This is a genomic window from Paraburkholderia sp. CNPSo 3076 (assembly GCF_026343935.1).
Taxonomy (GTDB): domain Bacteria; phylum Pseudomonadota; class Gammaproteobacteria; order Burkholderiales; family Burkholderiaceae; genus Paraburkholderia; species Paraburkholderia nodosa.
This window is the reverse complement of sequence record NZ_JAPMAL010000051.1, coordinates 1-19,987: the sequence shown is the minus strand read 5'-3', so window position 1 is coordinate 19,987 and position 19,987 is coordinate 1. Positions and strand designations below refer to the sequence as shown.

The window sequence follows — 19,987 nt, the reverse complement described above, 5'->3', positions numbered from 1 at the left end:
CTTCATGGAGTCTGTTCCCTAGCTGCAAGCCAGTTTCGTTTCAGTAACGATGATCTCCGCCGTCCACCGCTGCGCGACAGTCTCCGAGCGCGACGCAAGCCCATTGATCGTAGTTGCGTCTCTGAGGAAACAGGTTGCGGCCTCTTGCGGTGCTGGATGACTCGTCGCTCGCTGGGGCCAACACTGGGTCCTCGACAACGCGACCTAGTCGCGAATCAGGAACCGATCGCGGTTCTTAGCGTCCTTGAGCCAGTTCGGCGCACGGCCCCTCCCTGACCAGGTAGCTCCAGTCGCAGGATCGCGGTATTTCGCCGGCGACGGTTTGCGCGAAAGCCTAGGTCCGCCACCACGGCTCCCAAAGATATCCCTCACCGTGTACCCGAACTCCGCCACCTTCGCGCGGATGTCGGCGAGAACCGCGTCGTGCTCCTGTTGACGCATGGCGGCCGCCTGGCTCTCGAGTTCTGCAAGTTGCGCTCTCAGTTCCTTGTACGTTGCCACGAACGTCTCCCGCATGTGATCGATGCACGTTCATCATACTGACTTTCGTGTAAGGCTGAACCGAATCTTTCAGTGCACCCGTGCCGCGGATCCCGTGTTTTTCCATGATTTCCATCAACCGCCAGAAGCCGACCCGCGAGCCATAATGCCGCCATGAGTAATTCAACACGTCTCGGGCAAGGCGAACTTATGAACTCTTGCGCAGATCGTAGCTAGATACCCAAGCCGCGTAGTCGCTGCTCCTCAAAGCTATCCCCTACGCCACTAGGCTGGCTTCACAAAACACCCCTACCAGGACGATGCAAGGTGCACCCACGCTGCCTTGCCAGGGGCCACAATGTCCGGAAGACTCCGCCCCTGGTCAGCAGATCTGCAAATACTCGCGCAATGGACGCTCGCCGGGAAGGCGCCTGATACGCTACGCCCGACCGCCCTCCAAGGAAGTCTCGACAACACACGCCTCCGCTGGTCAGCAAAAGAAAAAATGCTCGCACGCGTACTTCTCCCCACGTTCAAGCATATGTTTTAACGAACATATCCTTCCTAGGGAATAGCGTAGATATCCTCGATCAAGGATAGAAAGGAATAGCCAGAGGCCCTACCGCAATCAATGCGGCGGTCCCTTCAGCCATCCCGATCAGGATGGTTCCGACAGACATGCGGGTTGCGGCCCTCTCTTCGCCACCGCACCGGACTCTCTCAACCCTACCCCGTGGTAGTCCGGATTTCCCCAGCGCGCCACCGGTCTTGCCCGTCCGCGCTAGCGGTCACCACCGAAGCCCTTCAGTCGGAAGGGGCGGCCCTAACGCCGGTGGCTTTGCGCGCAGTCGACGTGTGACATGAGATGTATACCATTGAATTCATCGCGATTTCCACTGATTTTCGAGGAATCTTCAACCAAGAAATGATTGCTCGAATATCTCTGCTATTTTACTGGTCATTTTCGTTTGTTGTCCTATTTTGATCAGCGCTACACGGAGTGCACGCAAGAAGCCCCGTCTCCACATGTGCGTGCGTCGCGCGGAATCGCAGCTAGACAGCTGACGAGTGGAATAAGAGCATCGGCACGCTCAGCGGGCGGTTGGATTTGCACCACGTATCTTCACAAAGCGTCGCGGCAGGGCCAGCGTTCGCTGCAATAGACAGTAACCGATGCGGAGAGTCTGCGTCGGGCAGGCAAGCCGCTCGAGCAGGTCGGCACCATGGTAGCTCGCTAGGATTGCGACTCGGGCGCTCAAGGAGCGGATGGATGGAGCCAGTCCTTGACGGGCACCCCACTCCTCAAGCTACCAAACGATCCCGCGCCCCAAAAGGCACGATTACAAGACCATGAACCGCCTGCCTCGGCGATTTAACGGCAGGCGCGCCAACGCTTCCGTGGCATCGGTCAATCCTGAATCGTTTTCTAGGCTAGTGCAGTTTCACCCCGACCTCCTCGTACGTAGCCAAAACCTCGGAGCGTCGAACTCATTACGCACGGAAACAGGGACGAAAGCATTGCTGCCTCTGCAAGCGGTCAACGGCGGACCACTCTCCCCAAAACAGCATTGTGTTCAGGCTGCGAATCACCTCTTGGTTTAGAACCATCCGGCAGACCACGTTCTAGAGCACCCATTGCCCAATTCGAGAGCAGGAAGCACGTATTGCTCCACCCCCTATTTCAGCGAGTCGTGCAGCTCGATGCTATATTCAAGGACTGCGATTGTTCGATTCATCTCCTGGATAAGCTTCCAGTTTACGAAATTCATTAGATAAAAGGCAGGAACAACAAATACCAAAACTCTGACGAATAGTTCTGAATGCGACCATAGTGACGTCGCGACGCCGACGAAGGCGGCCATGGCGGGAAACAAGCCGATCTTGTCCAGCGAGCCTGCAATCATTGCCCCACGCCTTTCGAAAGAGTCTCTCTCGTGCTTGTACTGCAGCAAATACAGTGCAATGGCATCGCGTCGACATGACAGCAACTTCTGAAATTCTTCCGAGTCTGCTGCTATTGACGCCTCAATCGACCATAGCAGTGGAGAATATGGTTGCTTTCGGAGTTGATTAAAGAACGGCGCAGCGCCACCAATGACGACAAAGCATGCAGCGAGCAGGAACCCGGCAACTAGAACCCCCATGACAAGCGCAGCATCGCGCACCGACTCTTTTTCCCAGAACCAACTGAAGAGAAGAAGGACGAGCAACGCGCCTAACATCGCAATCGAATTTTTCGCAAGGTGCTCCGCAGCTCTCTCGAACCACCTCTCTCCGTTGCTCTTCTCCCTCTCCTCACGCTCGCGGGTGGTGAGCGTCACCGCTATCGCATGAATTTCATCGAGCTCTTTCTTACTGATTTCTGGTGCGCGTTCCATTTTTATGATTTCTCTGTACATTTGCGCGTTCAAATAACATTTCACTCCTGTCTTTCGAAGACGGAAATTAAATGCAGATCGGTCAACAGGTAATTATTTCGCGCTTTCGTTGACTGGTGTGGTGCGTTCCTTCTACCCCTTTTTTGGTGACTCAAAAGGGGCTCGGCTCATTACCACCAGGCGGGGGCGCCGGATCCTCCGCGACAGCAGGAGATGCGCCCCATACCTTCTCGTAGTTTTTCAGCAGTGAGCAATGTTCACTGAGCTTTGGCTCGAGATTCATCTTTCCAACAGCCGCATTAATTATTACAAGCGGCGCATCCGTGGAATTCGCAAACCCCTTAACATCCTCCACGACTTTCTGAGAGAAGTCTACGGAAAACCCCCTAAGATTTTCGCCCAAGCTGTAAACAAACGGCTTTCCGTATCGGTGAATGATTCTCCCGGCCTCTTTGACCAGCTTCTGCCTCATCAGCTCATCAACGAAGATGTTAGGCACGCATCCGATATGAACTTGGCTCTTCCCTTGATCAACGTCATAGAAAATAACGTTGCTCGCATGCGTCACTTCTCTAAGACGAGCAAGCTGTTCACTTTTAACCGACAAAAATCCCTTGATCGATCCGTCGGCATTGAAATATTGCCTCTTCGCTTCGTAGAACGCCACGCCATCGACAAAGACGTCCGACGTGAGCCATACTCGAACGAGCACCGCGATATCGCCATATTCGGTTTCCGCAGTACCAGTTAGTTTGTAGCCCTCCCAAACGATCCTCTGTTGCAAATCATCCCAAACTATCTCTTCGCCCCGTGTATCAAGCGATTCGAGTACACTGGTAGTGATGAAATTCTCGCTCCAACCACCGATATGCATTGCGTTGTAGCTACGGGCGACCGCCATGTTCATGGCCGAATTCGCCTGTATAAGCCATTCGTTATAAATCACTGGAATCCTTTCTTATTCAATCGGAGTCAGCTTCGAGTCAAGCAGCACGCTTCGGGCTCTCTCTTCTAAACCTACTGCAGTCGACAACAACTAGTCGTCGAAGTGATATCGGCCGCTTCGGCCCGAAACTTTAGCGGCAGTGACAGTACCGCCCATCAATCGATGCGCCCTGAATCCAGAATGCGCATTGCATGACAAAAAATGTCGGCAGTGGTGGTGAACTGGTTCGAGAATATCCCACACGAAATCAAGAAGAAGAATATCGAGAGCGAGAGTTCGGTTCGCTCTTCAACCTGCGCGGCAATCGCGTTGCCAGTCAGGATTACGGCGAAGCCGATGATCCACGTGCCGGGCTGTTAGCACTGGCCCGATAACATGCCGACTTATGGGGACATGCTTTATACTCTGCGATCACACCGCCCGGCTCTAACGCGCATATCCGCTGAGCCTCCCGATGCGTCTCTTCGAACTCGGTTGAGCTTTGCCAGACTTGAGATCACGGCTGTCCTAGCTGAAACGCAAGCTCTCATTGGCGCCGAAAAGCTTGACTCCGACGACTCGATCTCGCTCGAGGAGCCTCACGTCACGCTCATTACGGCACGCCGTCGGCATGTATCACATCGAGTCCGCGCTCGCCACCAGTGTCTCGGGTGAAGCGGAACGCCTCTATTTTTGAGCAGCGTTTGCTGCAGACGAGAACGGCCTGCGTAACGACGACGATCGCCCTTCCGGTTGATGGGAGTCGTTAGCCCCGGAACCCGGAAGCGTGTGGAGCAACGACACAAAATTCGGCGGCGCGAGCGCCCGGTCAAAGACATGATGCTTCGTCGGCTAGGTCTTCTGTGCGCGCTCGCGTTCCCGCGCTAAGAGTTGCGCTTCTTCCGCTGCGCGAGAGGACGCAATCGGGAGTGCGGATGAATCGCTTACTATTGAAAGGATTCGCAGACGTGCCTACTTTCTACGCGCACGCCTGCCTAAAACGTTGACCATAGCGGACATCAAAAGACCCGATCCGATTGAGGTGGTCAAGCGGCCGCGCCGAAACGCGCCGCCGCCATGATGCGCTACTCCTCCGTTGCCGCAGCGCGCAAACGGTTGACAATCTGATTGTCTTTGCCCTGGATCAGCGGAGTGAGCGTGAAGTTGAACTCGATGTCCTTGTACGTGTCGGCTTTCAGGTCGAGCTCGGTGCCGCCAGTCTTCTCAACCACCGGCGGAATCAGTTCTTCGCGCGTCGCGTAGGCGAAGTCATCCCAGATCAACGGGTCGCCTTCGATGTTGAACTGCGTGGTGAGCTTGCGACTGTAGTCCGCCGTGACGAAGAAGTGCACGTGCGCCGGGCGGTTGCCATGGCGGCCAAGGCCGTTGAGCAGTTGCTGGGTCGAGCCGTGCGGCGGGCAGCCGTAGCCCACCGGCATGAGCGTGCGGAATTCGTACTTGCCGTCCGCGCCGGTTTTGACCGCGCCACGCAGGTTGAAGTCGTCCTGCGCGCCCGTCGGGTCGAAGTGCGAATAGAAGCCCTTCGAATTGGCATGCCAGCATTCGACCACGGCGCCCGCGAGCGGCTTGCCGTCGAGGCCGGTAACCGTGCCGTGAATGACGAGCGGACCCGCATCGGCATCGGCGTTAATGTCGATGCGCGAAACACTCTCGCGCACCGGTGCGCCTGCCACATACAGCGGCCCTTCGATCGTGCGCGGCGTACCGCCTTCGAGACCCACCGCCTTGTCTGCGGCGTCCATGCGGACGTCGAGGTACTTCTCGAGGCCGAGGCCGGCAGCCAGCAGCGCCGCTTCACCGTCCTGGCCGAGCTTGTTCAGATAGTTCACGCCGGCCCAGACTTCATCGGGCGTGATGTCGAGATCGTCGATGGCCTTGAACAGGTCGCCAAGCAAACGATGCGTGATTTGCTGAAAACGGGCATTGCCGTTGTTACCCTCCAGATTCGCAGCTGCCTTCAGCAGGTCCTGCACTTCCTTGGTCTCGAATACTTTTGCGTTCATGATCCTTGTCTCGTGGCATTGGGGGAAAATCAGTTCATGCGTCGTTGTCCCTGACGGAGGACGGGTGGCGACACAACGGCGTGACCGTTATCTTCATGTACGGAAAAAGCGGCAAGGCGGTGAGAATGTCGTGCAGTTCTGCATTGCTCTCTACATCGAAGATGCTGTAGTTTGCGTACTCGCCCACCAGTCGCCAGATATGGCGCCACTTGCCGCTGCGCTGCAGCTCCTGCGAGTACTCCTTTTCGCGCGCCTTGATTTCGTTGGCGACATTGGCCGGCATGTCGGCCGGGATGTTCACATCCATGCGTACGTGGAAAAGCATCGTCTTGTCCGTTTATCAGTTATCCAGATTACTTCGCGGATTACTTCGTGACTTTCATCAGGCCATCGCGGGTGAAGCGCTTGACCTTCGCTTCGTCCAGTTCGATGCCCAGTCCCGGGCCGTTCGGCACGGTCAGCTCGAAGTTGCTGTAGTCCAGCGGCGTAGTCAGAATTTCTTCGGTGATCAGCAGCGGCCCGAACAGTTCGGTGGCCCACTGCAGGTTGGCGAAGCTCGCGAACAGGTGCGCCGACGCCACCGTGCTGAACGCGCCTTCGAGCATCGTGCCGCCGTACAGCTCGATACCCGCGGCGTCCGCAATCGTGGCCACGCGCTGCGCCGCGAACAGCCCGCCGCTTTGTTCGATCTTGATGGCGAACACATCGGCGCCCTCGTTCTTCGCGATCTCGAACGCGCTTTCCGGTCCCTGCAGGATTTCGTCGGCCATCAACGCCACCGGGAAGCGGCGCATGAGGCGCGCCAGCGCCGCGGGCGAAGCGACCGGCTGCTCGACCAGCTCGCAGCCCGCGTCGGCCAATGCGGGAATCGCCCAGGCCGCCTGCGTCTCGCTCCAGGCCATGTTGACGTCCACGCGCACGGCGGCACGATCGCCCATCGCCTTCTTGATGTCGGCCACGTGCTTGATGTCGGTCTTGAGGTCTTTCGCGCCGATCTTCAGCTTGAAGATCTTGTGGCGGCGCACTTCGAGCATCGCCTCGGCTTCGGCGATGTCTTTGGCGGTATCGCCCGAAGCGAGCGTCCATGCCACCGGCAGGCGTTCGCGGCGGCGGCCGCCCAGCAGTTCGCTCACCGGCACGCCAAGGCGCTTGCCCTGCGCGTCGAGCAGCGCGGTTTCCGGCGCGCACTTGGCGAAGTGATTGACCTTCACGAGCTTGCCCAGGCGCGCCATGAGCGCCTGGATACGCGTGGCGTCCTGGCCGATCATCGCCGGGGCGAAGTAGGCGTCGATTGCGAGCTTCATCGCTTCCGGGCTTTCGGGACCGTAGGCCATGCCGGCAATCGTCGTACCTTCACCGATGCCGGTTACACCATCGCTGCAATACACCTTCACCAGCATCAGGGTTTGCCCGTGCATCGTGGCGACGGACAGCTTGTGAGGGCGAATCGTCGGCAGATCGACGAGGCGGGTTTCGATACGTTCGATTGTCGCTCTATTCATTAGGATATCTTACTAGATGCGTTTTCGCAGAGCGATGAGCGACTCTGTGATTCGGTGGGGTGGTGTTGGTACGTTCAGGCCACAAGTTTAAGACCGGCGCCATATCTGTCAAATCAATCATATATGGCATCTATCATCCATGGGATGGATTTTCATGCCGCCGAGTTATAGCGCGGCGCCAGCCCGAGATGCTCGAGCAATTGCCCAAACTCGCCGAGCCGGCGTTTCACGTAAGCGGGCACTTCGACGTCCGCATAATCGTAGAAGCCCTTGCCGTCGCGTATGCCGTCGCGCCCTTCTTCCATGTGACGCGACACGATGCCGGCCGGTTCGAAGCGCTGACCGATTTCCTTCGCCAGGTAATGCGAGGCGTAATAGAGAATGTCGCAACCGCCCCAGTCGATGAATTCGAGCAGCCCAAGGACAGAGAATCGCAAGCCAAATCCCGTGCGCACGGCCGTATCGATGTCGTGCGCGCTCGCCACGCCCTCTTCCACCATGCGCGCCGCCTCGTTCATGACGAGCGCCTGGAGACGTGGCACGATATAGCCCGCCGATGGCGCGCACTCGACGGGTACCTTCCCAACGCCACGCAGCAGTTCCTTGATGAGCCGCACGACCACCGCTTCGTCCGTTGTGCCACTGCGGCTGATTTCGACGAGCGGCATTACGTGCGCTGGATTGAGCCAGTGCGCGTTGACGAGCCGCTGTGGATGCGTAACCGCATTTTGCAGTTCGGTGACGAGAGACGTCGATGTTGTGGACGCAATCGTCGCCCCGTCGGCGATATGCGCGCACAGCCAGGCGAATGCCGCCTCTTTTGCCGCCATGATTTCGGGCACTGCCTCGAACACTACCTCGCAGCCGGCTAGCGCGGCCTCCTGCGCGTTGATGCGCCCGAATTCGACCTGTATCTGCAAGTGGCGATCGATTTCGCCAAGCGCCGCCGCTGCGAACTCCGCGCGCGCGGGCGCCGCGCGCTCCTTGAAGTCGATTAGCGTCACGCGCAATCCCGCGAAGGCGAACGCGAGGGCGATGCCCTGCCCCATGCGTCCTGCACCGAGCACGTGAATATGCCTTACGTCGGCGGCGCTGTGCGTCATGCGAGCCCCCGTGCCAGCAGTTCGTGCTTGGCCTCGCGCGAGAGCGCGGCCAACCCGAGGTTCTCGAGCGTGCGCCCCTCGGCGTACAGATCGCGCTCCGACACGGCACTCGCCACGCTCAGCAACCCCTGCGCCACGGGCGTGGGCACGCCCGCCCAGCGCCCGACTGACACGATGAACGAGAGACCGAGCCGCGTATCTTCCAGCATGTAGCGATGGGCCTTCAGGTCGATGTTCTCGCGCCAGTCGCCGCTGTCCGTGAGCTTGCCGTGCGCGTCGCGCCCGTACATCCATTCGTCGCCTTCGCTTGCGTAGTGATCGGCGAGCGGAAAGTGCGGCATGCCGTATCCGAGCGCCTCGCGCACGGCCATGCGCTCCGCGTCGAGCGCATTCGTTACACGGCGAATCGACGGCTGCGTGCCTTCGTTGTGAATGTCCCACGCTTCGAAATGCTCGAGCGGCCCGGCATTCATCATGATGAGCGGCGGATGGATCACGGGCCCCGCGTTCATGAGCGCGTCGCTTAGCGCGTCCTCGATCGGCTCGACGCTGGGGTATCCCGCCTTGAGCAACGGAAACGCCCAGCCAGCCGCGCCATGTAACGTGCCATGGTCTTGCGCGCCGCGGTGGCTTTCGTTGTCGACCTCGACGGGTCCGCCTTGCAGATATTCTTCCACGCGCCGGTCAAAGTCTTGGTCCTCTGCTGTAGATCGCATTCCCGGTAGCAATGCTGGAACCTCGCCACTCAACGCGATCACTAGCGCGCATGATGCATTCGCAGAAGCTCAAAGTTAGCTCTCACCCTCGCCATCGCTAGTTCATGTCCATCCCTGTCGCGTGGGACATTGAGGCCGGTAACCATCGCGAGCATATTTGCTCTTCCCGAATCACGGCATCCAGATGCCTCAAATAGTCAGTCATCGTTGCCATAGCGCTCACGGCGTTGGCTGATCCCAGCGAATGAAGCGGGATCGCCTCAAGCGCATCGGCTGATTGCAACAAGTCCGTGTGTTCGGAAAAATTGTGCATGTCTTGGAAGCTAAGCTTTACCTCGCAAACGAGATGAAGCGCGTGCGTGGCGCGGCGCATTCCAAGCTCCGCCACGGCGAGATACGAATCAACCCGGGCCTGCTCCGTTCTTTGCCGCTCCTTAGCCGCGGCAAATCGCTGGCGCTCGTATGCCAGATAGACGACGACAACGCTACCGATAATCGCGCCGATCGACCCGAAGGCCTGCACCCAACTCGCTGCCGTGCTGGCATCCTTCGGGTGATGCGCAGCATAAAGCTTCTCAACCCACCCGACGACATACCCGACTGCGCCGGCTAGACCAATTACCGCCCCAAACACAATGACGCCCCTCTCCGACAGCTTACGCGGGGAAGTCCGATTGTTCGACTTGCGTGAGTGATGAATGCCGCAGCACTTTCTCGCTGCATTGGCTGGGATTTTACGTCGGCTCGATTGCCCCGATGAAGTCGAACTGAATCACACGTGTTTCGGCATCGTGTCACTAGATCTCGGCGTAACTGTGCTGGAACTGCCGATGACGATTCGCGCATGCGATTGGCATGTTGCGCGAATCGACGAGACCACCTGCGGCCAATCGCTCGACGTGGTGCGCTTTCGTGTACGCTCCGCATTGCGCATCCAAAGGAATGACCGTAACACTGGCACGCGTCAACAGTGATTTGCCTTAGCAGTTGAACACCAACCACATGCCGTTCGGGGATACGGCGAATGTCGCGGCGTACGAGGACGCGGCACGAGGTGGTCATCACACCGCGCACATTGCCGAGATAAAACGGCTACATCGTTGCAGTCCGAATAAGATACGCTTCCACGATTCCCACGCAATGGTCGACAAAACCCTCTCGTGCGTGTGCGTCAGCAAAGATCTCCCCAAAAGCTTGCTCCATCGTCTTCCGGTACTTCTCTCTTTTCGAGCTCATGAGCCTTGCCGATATGAACCTGAATCTTCCCTCCTTCTGTTGCACAACAGAGATTGTGTAGTTCACTTCCCTAATCCCAGAAGGGGGTAACTCCAACTTATCATCGTTGCGCTTGAGCTTGAGATCTGAAAAGACGACACATCTCTCTCCATCCCTGTCGTCCGGGCACGGAACCAGCAAAGTCCCAAACTGACTTGAGTAGCTGACGACCTCACCAAATCCAATGCCATGCTTGATGATGTTTTGCCCGTTTTTTGCCGGGTCGTACTCATAGTGTTCGCTGCTCGAATACGGGTGTGCTTCGTGCGGCAGATACCTATATACGTCCGGCATCAAGGCCTTCAGGGCGTAAGCCTCGATGTCTGGTTGGCAGGTGTAGCTGACCTGTATCTCACCATGTATGAACTTGAATAGCAGGTCCTGTCGATCGGCAGAGAGCTTCTGATATTTGATCTGCTCATTAAATTCATCCCTGCTGAGCCGCCTGATCGCCTGCCAAGCTTCGAATTTATCCATACTTTGAGATTCATTCCATTCACACGAACGTGCGACAAGAGCCGCTCCTATGGCAGCTGTGTAGGAAGCGAAGAAGAACTTCGAGAATATGTTAACGAACGAGCCCGCATCCGTGCCAAGTGCGTAACCAACGCTGAATATACCGCCAATTACTATGAGCGAGAGCCCCCTAAAAAACAGCGGGTTCGATTTTTTTGAAACGCCATCCAATTCTGGATTTAAAATATGAACCAGAAAAAAGTTGCTGATTATACAAAGAATTAAGAAAGAAGAAGAAAATGCCACGCCGTGGACACTACCCTCTAGCTCCCTGCAGAGCAACGCGATCATGGCGAAAAGCAGCCAAAGAAAAATCGCCACTTCGAGCGCCAGGTCCGCCCGGAAACGAATCTCTTTCCCTCCAGCGCCCCCCGTGACCCCAAGGATCGCGTCGCTACAAAGCGCTCCCCCAGCCACTGCGGATATGAGAACGACTATATCCCCAGCCATTGGAAACTTTGCTTCCCAGTGCTGAAGAATCGCTGCAGTACCACACCCCAGCAATATTAGGAGGAATCCAGCCATATAGCAGACAACCGAAAGATCGAGCCTCTCCCCGTGCGATCTGCTTGCCCTTATCTTTCTTCTATTTCTATACTTAAAATAATAGGGCGCATACCCAATCAGTGCGAACACTGTTGCCCACATCCAGACACAAGCAATCATGCCTAGCATGACAATTGCATCAAAAGAATCACGCATTGCATAGTACGGAACGATGTACGTCACCAAAAATGCAATAGCCAATAATATTATTATGTTAGTCACGCTCGTTGATTGTTGTATTCCCTCTCGCTTTTCACCCTGCATCATTTTCCCCGTATTATTTATCTGCCCGCGCAACACTATCTGAAAACTCGGTTCAGATCAACTTCTTGCCTGAAATGTCTTGTAAGCCCGCCAAGGCGCAGCCTATTGCTGCTTCGACCTTCCAAGTTCCGACTGCTCACTCGTCCTGTCACTTGGCTCACGCATTTTTCTGTTCTTCGGGTGCCTATTGCCATCAACCCGGCTCAGGGTTGTTTTATGATGACCCTTTCTGTGCCCGGCGACGACCATGTAGTGAGCGGAGTTAAGCTTGAGGAAACACGGTAAGCGAGTGCTCGCGCCTGCCCGACGCACTTGACAAAACCGCCGATGGTCGCCGAAGAAATACCCAATATGCATCGAAACCACCAACCGCCCACGATCGAGGTTGTGGCGAGCAGCCTTTCTTGTCACGACAGCAAGCGCTTGCCGGGATCAATGGAAGAATAGTGGACCAAGTCGTGGACTCGCGCCCAAAATCGCAACGTATAATCAACTAAAACGATACCGAGCATTCAATTGCTGAACCTGCTTCTTACCGGGGATGACCAACACTGTGCAACAACATCAAATCGCCGCTGAACTTGTAGCTACTTCGAAATCCAGAGATTTCAACGAGGCCGATACCCGCCACCAAATAATTGACACGGTTATCCACTCGATCCTCGACTGGCCGAAGTCGGCCGCGAGATTGGAGGTTTCCGTGGCATCTGGATATGCGGACTACGTGCTCAATGGCGCATCCGGCCAGCCAGCACTGGTGATCGAAGCGAAGCGCGAGGGAAAATATTTCGATCTTCCCAAACCGGCCCGCGACTCGGAGAGTGGCACCTTCGTCGCCGTCAAGACGCTTATGACGGACCGAGCAATTTCGGCCGCGCTGATTCAAGCTCGCCAGTACTGCCTAGACTTGGGATGCGTGTACGGATGCATCACCAACGGGTTCGAATGGATTATTTTCCGAGTCTTTGAGGCAGGAGTTGACTGGAAGGCACTTCGTGCGTATGTCATTCCGAAGCTTGATGTTTTCGCCCATTCGTTCACGTCCATCTATAATTCATTTTCCTATAGATGTGTCAGCTACGACGGCTCCCTGAACGCACTATTGTCGCGCAGCCCGTATGAAAATCGGGAAACGTACAAACCAAGTTACGAAATCCCAGCGTATGCTCGCGCCATTCAGCCGAATAAATATGTTCAGTTCCTGAGACCAATCGCAGAGCGGTTCTTCGGCGTGATCGACGAATCGTACGTAGAGTTCATGGACGCGTGCTACGTTTCTGACAAGGAATACGAGGCCGCCTTCAAGAGTGCTCAATCATTGCTGACAGACGCACTGACGCCCTACCTAGAGAGTTATGGAATCCGCCAGACGGAAAATGACGACGGCGGCGGCACATTCGGCAACCGACTTGAAAAAAGTGTCCTCGAACGACGTACCAAGGATGTAGTGGTTTTGTTTGGAGGAAAGGGGGTAGGAAAGTCGACCTTTCTTCGGAAATTACTGTTCGTTCGACCGCCGCAAATTCTGAAGAAGAGTGCGGTGACTGTCATCGTCGATTTGCTAAAGGTTCCAGAAGACAAACCTTTAATTCATTCGGAGATCTGGAATCGATTGGTGGAAGCGCTGGATCAGGATTTCATCCTGAAGGGCTCCCGGGAAAAACTTGTCGAATTGTTTTCAGATCGCTACGAGGTAGCAAAGCAGCAAGACCTCTATGGGTTCGACCCCTCGTCTCCGGAGTTCAATCGAATTCTCAATGGCCTCGTCGCATCTTGGAAGAAAGACGTCAAGTATGTTTGCGAAAAACTAGTCAAACGCTTGCACACCCAGCACAAAGGCGCGATCGTTGTCATTGACAACACGGACCAGTATGGAAAGAATTTTCAAGAATATTGCTTCACGATCGCGCATGAGATTGCTGATACTCTAGAGTGTCTGGCGATCGTTTCAATGCGCGAGGAGCGTTTCTATGCATCCTCTATCCGGGGAGTTCTCGATGCCTACCAAAATTCTGGATTCCACCTTAGTGCGCCCCCGCCCAAGAACGTCTTTATAAAGCGACTTGAATTTGTCGGAAAGCATCTCGGCAACGAGTTGAGTGCCGGTAAGATTCTTGGACAGGAAGTTTCTCGTGAGAATCGCGTAACTCTACGAACCCTGATCGGAAGTTTCGAGCGCGAATTTAGAAATCCCGATTCTCACCTTTCGAGCTTTCTGACCGCGTGCGCCCACGGAAATATCCGCTTGGCCCTTGAGCTATTCCGCGGGATGCTCGTCTCGCGGTATACCAATATTGACGAGATAACCGCTGTTCGCGAATGGAAGTGGCAGATCCACCAGGTTTTGAAGCCTGTCATGATCCCGAATCGCTTCTTCTATGACGAAAGTCAGAGCCATGTTCCGAACATTTTCCAGTTGCGGTCGAAACAGAGATCATCTCACTTTTCCGCGCTTCGCATCCTTGCACAACTCTCAAAACTAAGCGAGCTACAAGGCACCGCCTTCCACCCAGTGTCGTCCCTATATACGGAGTTTTCCAACCGATTTCATATGGAAGAGGACTTCAGAATTAATGTTGACACTCTACTGAAATATGGATTGATCGACGCAAACACGCGGGTCGACGAGTATCGGGAGGATATTGACGGGATTCGTATCACAAACTATGGAAGATATGTCTTTGATGACTTGCTGTCGGCGTTCACGTACATCGAACTCGTTTCCACGGATACAGCAATCTTCGATTCCCGAGTGTCTGCAGAGCTTGCGGCGATGTCACTTGACGAGTACCGGCAATGGGAAGGAAGTTGGACTGATCCCAAGAAGCGGCTGGAGCGAGTCGAGACACGCCTGAAGAAGGCAGATGAATTTGTGCACTACCTTGAGGCTGAAGAAGCACGCGAGGGCGAGTTGTATCAGCTCACGCCAAATGAACGGTTCACGATGAAAATTCGCATCAGTCTCGACGATGAAAGCGAAGCGGTCAGGCGCAGTGCGTCCCGACAACAATACAAGTAGCAGATGGGTTGGCAAGGGCTCGCGAGAGACCTTGCCAACGTAGCTCCCAAGATGAAACGGATGGAATCAGCTGCCTTGATCTATCCTCTAACAGACTCTAAATCTTCTCCTGTGCGCCAAGCAGAGTCGGCAGCAATCGCTCGACTGCAATCGCTTCCTCGTGGCCTGCAGCAAGAACGTCAAATACATAGAGGCAACCGCGCGCTCCTCCCAATGAATCGGTACGTCGATCGCACCGAAGCGTTCTTCCTGCGTCCATTCGCCTCTGTCCATGGCATACCCGGCATCACGCACTCGCCTGACAAGCGCGGCGACCTCGCGCGGTGAGCGTTTGCTTCCGGCGTCCTGACTTAGCGCCATCTGCTCTAGCAACGATTAGCAGCCCCGTTCGCGCAGCAACGGGCTAGCGATTTCTGTCAGCCAGGCACTGTCGCGAAAGCCCTGCCCCCCGTACTCAAATTCAACTGAAGTTTGGAAAGGGAGGCTTCGTTGTTAACTAACAACAATAGTGCGCGGCTCCCTGCGAATGACTGACTGTCCGGAACGACCCTAGTTCTATCACCGAGTCGTAAAAATGGTGCTACATTGACTATCGCTATTTCGAGGAGCGGACAATGTCTTCGGATTCGCCGTTGGAAAATGATGGGGCCTCTTCCGGTGAGGAGAGGATCTCCTCGTCTTGGCGCGACAGTGGGCTGTCTTCGAATTTACCACCAGAAGCGTTGGGCCGCGCGCAGGTAGCGGGATTGTCCGACTCTACGGAATCCACCGAAAGACCACTGGCCTTTCAGGCAGGAATCGCTGCAGCGCAGTTAATCGAAATGGACCTGGCCCGCGCGCAGCTGAGACGACAACGGCGAACGCTGTCCGTGATGCTCGTGGTATCGATATGCCTGGCTGGTGCCTTAACCTTGGGGCTGGCCGAGAGTTTAGGGCTGCGCACTCCTTTTGAGATTTATTTGCCTCGCTCTGCGTCTGGACTTTGCGCAGCACTCGCTAGCCTCGCGGCAGTAATCTCGGCGTTGGTGGCTCACTCTTTCTACCAGACGGATATCCTCGAGTACAGGCTGTGGCAGGCCTATGCAGCGCAGAAAGGCGCGCTACTTGAACTCCGCGAATTCAACCCGGACATCCCTGCTGGGCGAAAGGAAGGAAGGGCGGCACCATACCCCCCAAGTCCCCAGGCCGTGCCGGGCAACGCGAGCCTGCCATGACACGCGCTTCCAGGTCAAAAGACAAGACCGGGTATTTTCTTGGATATCTCGGCTACCTCGGAAAGGCAAGCGAAGCCCTTATTTCGCAGGCAAAGCGACTGCAGTTGCTTTCGAACGCCGCCCTTTGCAGTGTCGCAGGCGGGGCGACGGGTGCAATTCTTGCCATTGTCTATTTGCACGCGCATGACTTTGGTCAGTTCGACGCCACCGTCATAGGGGCGTTTGCGCCCGTACTGCTATCTGCCGTAGGGTTATTCATTGGTCGCTACATTCCCGTACGAGCGGGCATGGTTCGTCTTGACGATGAAAATCGCATCACCCAAAAGCTGAGTGACAACCGGGCAGAGATTGCACGGCTTTCCGCCGAGCTGGATGCCCTGCCCGTTCAAAAGGGAACAACCGCTCGCCGCGCAGCACTCACGCTTCAGATAGAAGATGCGCTCATCCGCGGACAAGATTTATCGCAGAAACTGAAGCGGCTTGAGGACGAATCGCTTGGCGAGGTATTTATGCCTCGAGCAGACTATCGTCCACGGACACTCGAGTTAGGTAATGCCACGAAGGAGCCAGTCGAAGCTCCGCTGCGGATGGACCCCAACGAGGAAGTAGGAGTGCAGGGGGGAAATCCAAGTGGACGACCCACTAATTCCCCCTCCGCGGCCGCTCGGGCCTAACGGCCCCCCGCTTTCCTGAGTCAACGCATCACGAACGTATGGCCGCGCGCAAGGGCGTATCAGGCGCGCCGGCCGCGGACGGAGCCTGCGCGAGCAGCGGTGCCACCACTGCGGCGCTGCGCCGACCGTCGTGTGCGCAGACTGGACGCGCGCGTTGACGTTCGCGCCGCTGCGGCCCGCTTCGCCTGCAGATGCGTGAACAATGAATCGACCTGCCGGGTTAGCCGCTAGAAGTCGTCGCCCGGTTGCGTGCGCACATACCAGGCCGTAACCAGCGTCTCGAGAAGCTTCTTGAGGGTTGTGCGATGTTGGCTCTATTTGCCGGACCAACTGCATGACCGTGGCGGCGTCTCCAGTGCGACGGTTCAGCGCCTCCAGCGTAAGCGCCTCAGTTGGGCCGTTCGTCCATTCGCGTGCGCGTAAAGCATGATGGTGAACTGGAGCTGCCGGTCAGGTAGAGGGATCTGGCGGACTGCCTGGTGTGTGCAGTTTGTCGGCCACACGCCAAGGCAGGAGCTCGTCGATGCGATTGATTTTGTGACCGGCGATATGGGTTAGCACGTAGTCGAGGTAGGCACGCGGATCGATGTCATTCAGTCTGCAAGTGCCAATCAATGCGTACATCGCGGCTGCCCGTTCGCCGCCGCTGTCTGAGCCGGCGAATAAAAAATTTTTCCGGCCCAGGCTTACACAACGCAGCGCGTTCTCCGCGATGTTGTTGTCGATCTCTAGCGTACCGTCTTCGCAATACAACGTCAGTGCGCTCCACTGGTTCAGCGTGTAGTTGATCGCCTTGGCCGTATCGGACTTCGACGACAGCGTTTCGAGCTTTGCCCTGAGCCACGCTTCGTAGATTTGAAGCAGCGGTCTGGCTTTCTCCTGCCGTATTCGCAGCCGAACGGCTGCAGGCCTGCCGCGAATCGAGGCCTCGATGTCGTAGAGCCCGCCAATATATTCGAGTGCCTTTTGTGTTGTGTCAGCTGGCGTGCGCACGTGGATGTCGTAGAACTTTCTCCTCGCGTGGGCATGGCATGCCGCCTCGCGTATCGAGCCATCGCGGAACAATTCGTCGAAGCCCGCGTAGGCGTCCGCTTGCAGAATTCCTTTGAAGCTGGCGAGATGGGTTTGAGGATGGATGCCTTGCCGGTTCGGCGAGTACGCGAACCAGACCGAAGCCGGTTGCGTCGAGCCCGAGCGATGATCGTCGCGCACGTAGACCCATAGCCGGCCGGTGCGGGTCTTCCTGTTGCCCGGCGCGAGCACGGGGATCGGCGTGTCATCCGCGTGCAGCTTGGTCGCGGCCATCGTATAGCGGCGCAGCGCCTCAGTTAGCGGAGCGCACAGTGCTTCACACTGGCCGACCCAGCGGCCCATACTGGCCCGGTCAAGCATCACCCCGTCACGCGCCGCGATCGCCGATTGCCGGTATAACGGCTGGTGATCTGCATACTTCGAGACGAGGATGTCTGCCAGCAAACTCGGATGGGCGATGCTCCGCTCGATCGGCAGGCCGGGCATTGGCGGCTGGCTGATAGTGCTGCAGCATGGGCAAACCAGTTTGCGCCGGATCGTGCGAATGACCTTGAACGCCGCTGCAACCCGGGCGAGTTGTTCGGATGAGTCCTCGCCGAGCGCCCGCATTGGTTGACCGCAATCGGGGCAGCTTGATTCAGGCTCGAGCACATGATCCTGGCGCGGCAGATGCGCGGGAAGCGCTTGCCTGGAAGCCGCTTCGTCCGTCGTTGTGTTCGAGGTGGACGCATTTGCACCGAGGGCCTGCGCACGCTGCACATCCACAACGCCGCGCCCGGCGGCCAGATCCTCAAGTTGAGTCTCGAGCGTCTCGATTTGCCGCTGCAGCTGCTCGGACTTGCGACCGAACTGCATGCGCCTGAGCTTGTCGATCTGCGCCTTGAGCTGCTCAATCTCGACATCGCGTTCGGCAAGCAGACTACGGGCCTCGACCAGCAAGGCCTTCAGCAGTTCGATATCGTCAGGGAGATCGGCGCCGTTCGACATGCGCCGTAGTTTACGAGTCTGCCTCGCCGTTTACAACATCGATAATGCGGCGGTGCGGCGGGGCTGCCGCCAGTCGATGCCCTCAAGCAGCATCGACAGTTGCGCAGAGCTCAGGTGGACCTTGCCACCGTCAGCCTTGGGCCATATAAAACGGCCTCGTTCAAGCCGCTTCGCGAGCAGCCAGATTCCGTCCTCCGTGGCCCAAAGAATCTTTACCAGATCGCCCCGACGGCCCCGGAAGATGTAGACGTTGCCGCCCAGCGGATTCTCCTCAAGCGCGGATTGCACCTTCGCTGCCAACCCCTGAAACCCGCATCGCATATCAGTGACGCCAGCAGCGATCCAGATGTGTGTCCCTGCCGGTAGGGAGATCATGAGCGCAGACTGCCCAGCACGATCCGCAGCATATCGGCGTCAACCAGGCCGTCCACCTTAACCACCGCACGACCGATCCGGATCTCGATCGTGCCGACAGGTGATACAGGCTTCGCGCCCTGCGCTTGCGCTTCTTCCGGAGCTGATGCAATGACCTCCGTCGGCGTGTCGCTTAGCAAAACGACCGGAATGAGCCCGGAAGATCGAGCTTGCTGATCGGCCAGATATCGCCGCCGCCAGGTGAACAGCATGTTCGCGTTGATGCCATTCTCCCGGGCCAGCTTTGCGACTGATACGCCAGGCTCGCAAGCGGCCGCTGCCAGCTGCTCACGAAGCTCCCGGGGGTAATTCGGGCGCCCCATTCGGGTACCCGGCTTCTTCTCTGCAGACTGTGTCAAAGTGATACCCATCAGATCGGAAATGATGGGCATCACTTTGATGTCCCCCTCAGCCACCGTCTATAACGGCCGGCACGAGCCGCTTACCCTCCAGCAACACAAGCCCTCGGTCGAGCGACTGACAGAGTCGATACCACGCGCGCTACATGAGCGATACGGACCTCATCGCGCGGTCCAGACAGCCTAGGTTCTGTTCACATTCTCATCAGCGGTCCAAAGGCACAGGCAAGCGAAGCGAAGGCGAGATAGTTCCCTGCGAGTTTGTCGTAGCGAGTGGCGACACGACGAAAATGTTTGATACGACTGAAAAAGCGTTCGACGATGTTCCGGGTCCGATACAGCACACGGCTATAGCGACGCTTGGTCTTGCGGTTCGAACGCGGCGGGATTACGGCCTTCGCACGCGTAGTGCGGATACTCTCCACAAAGGCGTTCGAGTCGTAGCCCTTGTCAGCGATGACCGCACCGGTGCGCAAATGCTCAACCAGTTCATTCGCGCACGAAATATCGGAAACTTGTCCCTCGGTGGCAATCAACCGCAGGGGGCGTCCGGCGTCAT

General features: G+C 56.8%; 17 protein-coding genes and 1 pseudogene. 4 read left to right on the top strand and 14 right to left on the bottom strand.

Annotation, left to right across the window (positions count from 1 at the left end):
- Window positions 1-204: 204 nt before the first annotated feature.
- The 3 genes from M3A49_RS38295 to M3A49_RS38285 form a co-directional block, all read right to left on the bottom strand.
- The gene (locus M3A49_RS38295) at window positions 205-501 is read right to left on the bottom strand and encodes an H-NS histone family protein (RefSeq protein WP_266233467.1); all 297 of its coding nucleotides are present in this window, start codon (window positions 499-501) and stop codon (window positions 205-207) included.
- Window positions 502-2,156: 1,655 nt separating this feature from the next.
- Window positions 2,157-2,879: a hypothetical protein gene (locus M3A49_RS38290; protein ID WP_266233466.1), complete on the bottom strand. Its 723-nt coding sequence runs from the start codon at window positions 2,877-2,879 to the stop codon at window positions 2,157-2,159.
- Between the two features lie 130 nt (window positions 2,880-3,009).
- Window positions 3,010-3,765: a hypothetical protein gene (locus M3A49_RS38285; protein WP_266233465.1), complete on the bottom strand. Its 756-nt coding sequence runs from the start codon at window positions 3,763-3,765 to the stop codon at window positions 3,010-3,012.
- A gap of 230 nt (window positions 3,766-3,995) precedes the next feature.
- Between M3A49_RS38285 and M3A49_RS38280 the strand changes: the two genes are divergently transcribed.
- Complete coding sequence (locus M3A49_RS38280; protein WP_266233464.1) at window positions 3,996-4,178, top strand: hypothetical protein; 183 nt, start codon at window positions 3,996-3,998, stop codon at window positions 4,176-4,178.
- A gap of 690 nt (window positions 4,179-4,868) precedes the next feature.
- Here the strand turns inward: M3A49_RS38280 and catA are convergent.
- From catA to M3A49_RS38250, 6 genes and pseudogenes are all read right to left on the bottom strand, one after another.
- Window positions 4,869-5,807, bottom strand: coding sequence for a catechol 1,2-dioxygenase (catA, locus tag M3A49_RS38275; RefSeq protein ID WP_266233463.1), 939 nt, complete (start codon window positions 5,805-5,807; stop codon window positions 4,869-4,871).
- Window positions 5,808-5,841: 34 nt separating this feature from the next.
- Window positions 5,842-6,132, bottom strand: a complete 291-nt coding sequence (gene catC, locus M3A49_RS38270; RefSeq protein WP_254317753.1) for a muconolactone Delta-isomerase — start codon at window positions 6,130-6,132, stop codon at window positions 5,842-5,844.
- A 40-nt stretch (window positions 6,133-6,172) separates the two neighbouring features.
- A complete protein-coding gene (locus M3A49_RS38265; protein WP_266233462.1) occupies window positions 6,173-7,309 on the bottom strand; it encodes a muconate/chloromuconate family cycloisomerase in 1,137 nt (378 codons plus the stop codon).
- Between the two features lie 152 nt (window positions 7,310-7,461).
- Window positions 7,462-8,412 (bottom strand): 3-hydroxybutyryl-CoA dehydrogenase, encoded by a 951-nt coding sequence (locus M3A49_RS38260; RefSeq protein ID WP_266233461.1) that lies wholly within the window; start codon window positions 8,410-8,412, stop codon window positions 7,462-7,464.
- Window positions 8,409-9,005 (bottom strand): annotated as a pseudogene (locus M3A49_RS38255) (NAD/NADP octopine/nopaline dehydrogenase family protein); the annotation flags it as partial. The gene M3A49_RS38260 and the pseudogene M3A49_RS38255, both read right to left, overlap by 4 nt.
- A gap of 220 nt (window positions 9,006-9,225) precedes the next feature.
- Window positions 9,226-9,762, bottom strand: coding sequence for a hypothetical protein (locus M3A49_RS38250; RefSeq protein WP_266233460.1), 537 nt, complete (start codon window positions 9,760-9,762; stop codon window positions 9,226-9,228).
- A 64-nt stretch (window positions 9,763-9,826) separates the two neighbouring features.
- Here M3A49_RS38250 and M3A49_RS38245 point away from each other — a divergent pair, with 64 nt between their 5' ends.
- Window positions 9,827-10,102 carry a hypothetical protein gene (locus M3A49_RS38245; protein WP_266233459.1) on the top strand — a complete coding sequence of 92 codons (276 nt, stop codon included), beginning with the start codon at window positions 9,827-9,829 and terminating at the stop codon, window positions 10,100-10,102.
- Window positions 10,103-10,220: 118 nt separating this feature from the next.
- Here the strand turns inward: M3A49_RS38245 and M3A49_RS38240 are convergent, their stop codons facing one another.
- A complete protein-coding gene (locus tag M3A49_RS38240) occupies window positions 10,221-11,732 on the bottom strand; it encodes a BrnT family toxin (protein ID WP_266233458.1) in 1,512 nt (503 codons plus the stop codon).
- A 550-nt stretch (window positions 11,733-12,282) separates the two neighbouring features.
- Between M3A49_RS38240 and M3A49_RS38235 the strand changes: the two genes are divergently transcribed.
- Window positions 12,283-14,748 (top strand): hypothetical protein, encoded by a 2,466-nt coding sequence (locus M3A49_RS38235; RefSeq protein WP_266233457.1) that lies wholly within the window; start codon window positions 12,283-12,285, stop codon window positions 14,746-14,748.
- 1,210 nt (window positions 14,749-15,958) lie between these two features.
- A complete protein-coding gene (locus M3A49_RS38230) occupies window positions 15,959-16,636 on the top strand; it encodes a hypothetical protein (protein ID WP_266233456.1) in 678 nt (225 codons plus the stop codon).
- A gap of 450 nt (window positions 16,637-17,086) precedes the next feature.
- Here the strand turns inward: M3A49_RS38230 and tnpC are convergent, their stop codons facing one another.
- The 4 genes from tnpC to M3A49_RS38210 all read right to left on the bottom strand — a co-directional run.
- On the bottom strand, window positions 17,087-18,655 hold the full coding sequence (gene tnpC, locus M3A49_RS38225; protein WP_266233455.1) for an IS66 family transposase: 1,569 nt from the start codon (window positions 18,653-18,655) through the stop codon (window positions 17,087-17,089).
- A gap of 30 nt (window positions 18,656-18,685) precedes the next feature.
- Window positions 18,686-19,030, bottom strand: a complete 345-nt coding sequence (gene tnpB, locus M3A49_RS38220) for an IS66 family insertion sequence element accessory protein TnpB (protein WP_266233454.1) — start codon at window positions 19,028-19,030, stop codon at window positions 18,686-18,688.
- Complete coding sequence (gene tnpA, locus M3A49_RS38215) at window positions 19,027-19,461, bottom strand: IS66-like element accessory protein TnpA (protein ID WP_266233453.1); 435 nt, start codon at window positions 19,459-19,461, stop codon at window positions 19,027-19,029. The genes tnpB and tnpA overlap by 4 nt, the downstream gene beginning before the upstream one ends.
- 161 nt (window positions 19,462-19,622) lie before the next feature.
- On the bottom strand, window positions 19,623-19,987 hold a 365-nt coding region (locus M3A49_RS38210; RefSeq protein ID WP_266233452.1), incomplete at its 5' end, for an IS5 family transposase.